This window comes from Psychrobacter sp. DAB_AL62B, assembly GCF_028895345.1.
In the GTDB taxonomy this organism is placed as follows: Bacteria; Pseudomonadota; Gammaproteobacteria; order Pseudomonadales; family Moraxellaceae; genus Psychrobacter.
The window spans coordinates 89038-95417 of the sequence record NZ_SAXC01000009.1 but is presented as its reverse complement, the minus strand read 5'-3'; the positions used below and the strand labels follow the sequence as shown (position 1 = coordinate 95417).

The window sequence follows — 6380 nt, the reverse complement described above, 5'->3', positions numbered from 1 at the left end:
TTTGCAAGACTCAAGCATTTCCGCAGCATCGCTACTCGCTATGAGAAGTTGGCTCGTAATTTTAAGTCTATGCTTTACCTAGCGTGTACTATTATTCATTGCAAAATGAATTGAGGACACGCCCTAGATATTTTTTTAATAAGTTACTAAACGATGACGGTGGTAATATTTTTATTATTCACAAAATCCTATAAATCTTTATTATACAAATGACGAGTCTATATAAAAAATTTGTTTATATTGTGCTATGCTCGAATGATAAATACTTTATTTTTAAGACGGCATATTTAGTATAAGACTTTAATATCGTATGTTTTTTTATGATGACTCTTAGCTAATTACCAGCAGCCAGATTGACCCACCATTATCCGAACCCTTAATTATAATAAACAGCCATAATAAATCGACAGGTATGTCCCTATGAGCAAAATCAAATCCCTTATTCGTAAAACCACTACGTCTAACAATACTGACAACACTAAATTAGATAATGCCTCGAAAAATGATACGCCCATTAACATGACCGCCAACACGCCGATAGAGCAAACGCGCTGGAATGGCTGGGGCAATATCAATATCAATAAAAAAGTTTCAGCGCATGGGGCGAAACTGATCAAATCACACATTGGTAAAACCAAAAAACTATCGTCTGTGAGCTTACAACAGGTACTCAAAACTGTACCAGAATCGCGTCTGCCCGCCGGCATTACTGAGCTTGATATGGTGTCTGTCGATAGTGAAGATAGACTTAGACATGCGCGTGGACAGAGCTTTCCTGACTGGATAGCTATGCATGGTGGCGACTTTGAAGTCTTCCCTGATGGTGTCGCGCATCCGCAATCTACCGCTGATGTCGAAACCTTATTAAAGCTAGCAAGCGAGCACGACCTTATCGTCATTCCTTTTGGCGGCGGCACCTCAGTAGTTGGTCATATCAATCCACAAAAAGGTTCACGTCCCGTATTGACCGTAGCGATGAGCAAGATGGCTCAGCTTATTGATTTAGATGTTGAGAGTCAAATTGCTACCTTTGGTGCCGGTACGCAAGGACCAGCCGTCGAAGCACAGTTGGACGAGCACGGTTATCGCTTGGGACATTATCCGCAGTCTTGGGAGCTATCGACCCTTGGCGGCTGGATTGCCGCGCGCTCTAGTGGTCAGCAGTCATTGGGCTATGGGCGTATCGAGCAGATGTTTGCTGGTGGCACTTTGGTGACGCCGCAAGGGGTGCTCAATATTGCTGATATTCCAGCGTCAGCGGCAGGGCCTGACCTGCGTGAGATGATGATGGGCACGGAAGGTCGCGCCGGTATTTTTACCGAAGTTAAAATGCGCGTGCAGCCGCAACCTGAAGAAGAGCTGTTTAAAGTCGCATTTCTGCCTAACTGGGAAGCGGGTAAAGAAGTGCTTAGACAAGCCGTGCAAAAAAATATTCGCTTATCGATGCTACGTTTGAGTAATGCTGTCGAGACTGACGCTCACTTGCATTTAGGTACGACGCCCAGTCAGTTTTTAGCGATTAGTACTTATCTAAAAGCGCGTGGATTAAGCTCAGAAAAAGTCATGCTCACTTATGGCGTATCTGGCGATAAAGCGCAGAATAAATTAGCGCTGACGCAGTTTAATAAGCTATTAAAACAGCAAGATAGTGTCACTGGCAAAATAACCGATATCATGGGTAGTGTGTGGGCGCATGGGCGTTTTAAATTCCCTTATTTGCGCGGCACCTTATGGGAAAAAGGTATCATGGTCGATACCTTTGAAACCGCAACCAATTGGAATAACATCGACGCGCAAATGCAGCAGATGCAAGAAGCCGTACAGACTGCTTTGAGCGATGAAGGCGAAAACGTCATGGCATTCACTCATATCTCACACGTCTACAAGCAAGGTGCTAGTCTTTATACCACTTACTTCTTTAGAGCCGCAAAAGATCACGCTAGCACCTTAAGCCGCTGGCAGAAAATCAAACATGCTGCCAGCTCAAGTCTGGCTAATGGTACAGCGACGATATCGCATCAACATGGTGTTGGTCGTGACCATGCGCCTTACCTCGCTGCCGAAAAAGGTCAGCTAGGTATTCAGGTAACCAGCGATATGCTCAAAAGCTTAGATCCTGAACAACGTATGAATCCGGGTGTTTTGCTTAAAAATTAATTCTAGTTAATAATGGATTTCAAAGTCAGGGCTTATTTGCAGTCTTAGTTTAGGTATGTTTAATTTAATATAAGCGCTATACAGCGCGGCTGATATTGATTTTGCGCAGCCTCTGTCGGCGTAGGCACAGCACGCAAGGAAAATTAATAACAGTCGCGCATCATAATAAAACGCAACTATTTTTTCAAAAGACGACTTTAAATTAAACAATTTAGATAATCTACTTAGCTGAAATTAAATAACTATTAAAATGAGTCTTCTATGAACCAAGCTAAGCCCTATCAGCAACGCCAACAAGCATTAGCGCCTTTAGCACGCTCAGAACCTTGGGATATGCTCATCATCGGTGGCGGTATTACTGGCGCTGGGATTGCTCGTGAAGCAGCAAGGCGCGGCTTAGCGGTATTGTTAATTGAGCAAAAAGACTTTGCTTGGGGCACGTCTAGCCGCTCTAGCAAAATGGTACATGGCGGGCTGCGCTATATTGCTTCAGGTGATTATAAAACGACCTTACTTAGCGTCCGTGAACGTGAGCGCATGCTCAATGAGGCTAGCGGCTTGGTTAACGAAATGCATTACGTTATGCCACATTATAAAGGCAAGTTTCCACCGCCATGGATATTCAATACCTTGCTACGCGTCTACGATGGCTTGGCGGGCAAGCGCTACTCTAAATACTTTAAAAAAGATGCTTTTTTAAGTTTAAGTCCTGGTATCAAGCAAGAGAAACTTTTGGGTGCCAGCCAGTTTAGTGACGCGGTAACCGATGACTCACGCCTTGTGATGCGTGTGCTAGATGAAGCTATTCATGACGGTGCGTGCGCAATCAATTACCTTAAAGCTGAGTCGTTAATCACCAACGAGCAAGGCTTGGTTATTGGTGCAACTTTAATAGATACCGCATCCAAAGATAGCAATAATACTTACGATGTCCGTGCAAAAGTGGTGGTGAGCGCGACGGGCGCTTGGGCGGATACCTTACGGATGCAAGCTAGTAAACAAACGGAACAGAGCTTTCATAAGCAAATCCGTCCTTCGCGTGGCAGTCATTTGGTGGTCAGTCAAGAGCGTCTGCCGCTTACACAAGCCTATACCTTTTTGCACCCTGTCGATAAAAGAGCGGTGTTTGTTTTCCCATGGGAAAACCGTACCGTCCTTGGCACAACCGATTTGGATCATCCGCCATTGAACGATGAAGAAGTCGGTATCACTAATGAAGAGGTAGATTACCTATTGCTGGCGACCAATAATCTCTTTGATGATGCTAATCTGAATCGAGAGGATATTATTAGTACATGGGCGGGCGTGCGTCCACTTATCTCAGAAGGTGGCGATGGCAAACGCGTCAGTCCGAGTAAAGAAAAGCGCGACCATAGCGTTTGGCTCGATAATAATTTAGTGACTGTCAGTGGTGGTAAGCTAACTACCTTTCGCCTAATCGCCCTTGATGTGCTTAAGGTTTGCCAAAAAGTGCTAGCGCTAGATGGCACGAGTATTCAAAATAGTAATACACCATATAGCAGTCAAGTTTTTAGCCAGCAAACGCCAACCAACCCCAAATTCACCACTTTGCCAAAACCCCTACAACAGCGCTTGCAAGGGTTTTATGGCCGACAGCTCGATACTTTATTAGAGCTGGCGCATGACGATGACTTGGCTTATGTGACTGCCAGCAATACCATTTGGGCGGAAATCCGCTTTGCTGCTCACTACGAGCAAGTCATTCATTTGGACGATTTGCTACTGCGACGCACCCGCTTAGGATTAATACTGCCACATGGCGCGATGACGCCGTTGATCAGTAATAGGCTCAAACAAATATGTCAGCAGGAGCTGGGCTGGGACGAGCAAAAATGGCAGCAAGAAGTTGAACGTTATCAACAGTTGTGGCAACGCTACTATTACCTGCCTGCGGCTTAGCGTTTTTTTATAGCATATTAATAGGTAAGTACTACTGGAGTAAGTTTTCCGTAGCCCCTGTCTGCGTAGGCACAGCAAGTAAGGAAAACTTATAGCAGTAGCACACTATAATCATAGTATTTTTATTGAGCTATATATCTATTTTCACATAGTAAAGGACGACTATGACCAACAACTTTGATGCCCCTATTTATTTCTTAGCCATCGACAATGGCACGCAAAGTGTTAGAGCACTTATCTTTGATCAATTTGGCACCGAGATTGCCAAAGCCCGCGTCCCTATCGAGCCATATTTTTCAACTGAGCCCAATTTTGCTGAGCAACATGCCGACTACTATTGGCAAAAATTAAGCGAGGCTTGCCAGCAATTATGGCAAACCTGCGATATTACGCCAGCGCAAATTGCCGGTGTCAGTCTCGCTACTCAGCGCTATACTATGATCTGTTTGGATAAAGATAAACAACCGCTACGCCCAGCTATTGTATGGATGGATTTGCGCCGAGGAGAGACCAATGATTTAGGCTTTCTTAATCCACTCACAAAAGTAATCGGCATGGGCGAGCTGGTCAATGAAGCGCAGCAAAAAGCACGCTGTAATTGGCTTGCCTATCATGAACCAGAGATTTGGGCAAAGACCGCTCACTACGTCAATCTATCAGCGTACTTAACCTATCAGCTTACAGGCGAGTTGATAGATTCCAGCGGTCACGCCCTAGGTTACCTACCTTACGATTACAAGGCGCAAGCTTGGCTAAAAGCTAAGGATCTCAAATGGCGATTATTTAGCTGTCGACCTGAGCAGATGCCTAAAATTGTGCCGCCGGGACAACCTTTCGGTAGCATTACTTCCAAAGCAGCTAAAGCCACAGGTATTCTTGCAGGCACGCCAATGATTGCTGCTGCCAGCGATAAGGCTTGTGAAGCGTTGGGTTCCGCTGGACTCGCCGCCGACACCGCTTGCTTAAGCTTTGGCACCACCGCGACCGTCAATACTACATCGAGCAATTATGTTGAAATACTTAAGCATATGCCCGCCTATACCGCCGCCGCGCCGAATTATTATAATCATGAATATATGATTTATCGCGGCTTTTGGATGGTTAGCTGGTTTAAAGAGCAGTTTGCCCAATATGAAGAACAACTAGCCAAGACTCAGGGTATCGATACCGAAAAACTCCTCGATCAAGCAGTCAAAGATATTCCGGCAGGCTGTATGGGACTGATGATGCAGCCATATTGGTCGCCCGGCGTTCGTCATCCAGGTCTTGAAGGCAAAGGCGCGCTTATTGGCTTTGGCGATGTGCATACGCGAGCGCATGTTTACCGCGCGATTTTGGAAGGGCTTGCTTATGAGCTTAAACTTGGTTTTGATACCATTGAAAAACGCACGGGCAAACCCATCAAACACTTACGCGTTTCTGGTGGTGGCTCCCAAAGTGACTCTGCCATGCAGCTTACTGCCGATATCTTTGGCATGCCCGCCTATCGCCCGCATACTTATGAAGCTTCTGGATTAGGCGCTGCCATCAACTGCGCGGTGGGTCTTGGCGTTTATCCCGACCATTTAACCGCCACTAAGGCGATGGTACATCTGGGCGATGAATTCTTACCCATTACAGCCAACGTCCAGCTCTACAAACGCTTATATAATGAAGTCTACCTAAAAATGTATGAGCGCTTAAAACCTTTATATCAAAGCATTCAGGATATTACCGGTTATCCTGCTAAGTAATGCAAACCTTGCACTCTACTCATTACGGCTGTTATAAGATTAAAATAATAACAACGGGGATTACTTAATGACCATGACATCAAAGCCTGAGCTTAAAAACACCCAAGATTACGTTCTAATCAAGTCTGATATTGACAGCATTCCTGAAACCAGACACGTGCACCAATTTAACGAACAAGCTATTCGCCATACGGTCTCATTGAGCGACATCGTTGGTTTAACCAAATTTGGTTTGCATCTCGTACGCGTTGAATCGGGTGATGAGACGACCCAACATCACTATCATGAAGAATCGGACGAGTTCATTTATGTGCTATCTGGTAAGCTGACGCTACGTTATGGCGATGACACTTATTTATTAAATACTGGTGATTTCGTCGGCTTCCCAGCACATGGAGCGGCGCATTCTATGCGTAACGACAGCGATAGCGATGCCGTCTATCTTATGGGCGGTAGCAGACCACCCATTGATATCACCAACTATCCAGACATTGAGCGCAAAATGTACAATATTCATGGCAAAAAGGAATTTGTAGATTTAGAAAATTTGGATCAAGTAAACCCTTAAAA

The 6380-nt window shown here is 45.0% G+C and carries 4 protein-coding genes and 1 pseudogene; all 5 read left to right on the top strand.

What is annotated here, in order from left to right; all coding sequences use genetic code 11:
* Positions 1–114: pseudogene (locus tag EPB74_RS11365) on the top strand (IS5/IS1182 family transposase); the annotation flags it as partial.
* Positions 115–420: 306 nt separating this feature from the next.
* Positions 421–2157: an FAD-binding oxidoreductase gene (locus EPB74_RS11360; RefSeq protein WP_274904242.1), complete on the top strand. Its 1737-nt coding sequence runs from the start codon at positions 421–423 to the stop codon at positions 2155–2157.
* Positions 2158–2418: 261 nt separating this feature from the next.
* Positions 2419–4077: a glycerol-3-phosphate dehydrogenase/oxidase gene (locus EPB74_RS11355; protein ID WP_274904241.1), complete on the top strand. Its 1659-nt coding sequence runs from the start codon at positions 2419–2421 to the stop codon at positions 4075–4077.
* A 164-nt stretch (positions 4078–4241) separates the two neighbouring features.
* Positions 4242–5810: an FGGY-family carbohydrate kinase gene (locus EPB74_RS11350; RefSeq protein ID WP_274904240.1), complete on the top strand. Its 1569-nt coding sequence runs from the start codon at positions 4242–4244 to the stop codon at positions 5808–5810.
* 67 nt (positions 5811–5877) lie between these two features.
* Positions 5878–6378, top strand: coding sequence for a cupin domain-containing protein (locus EPB74_RS11345; protein ID WP_274904239.1), 501 nt, complete (start codon positions 5878–5880; stop codon positions 6376–6378).
* Positions 6379–6380: the final 2 nt, after the last annotated feature.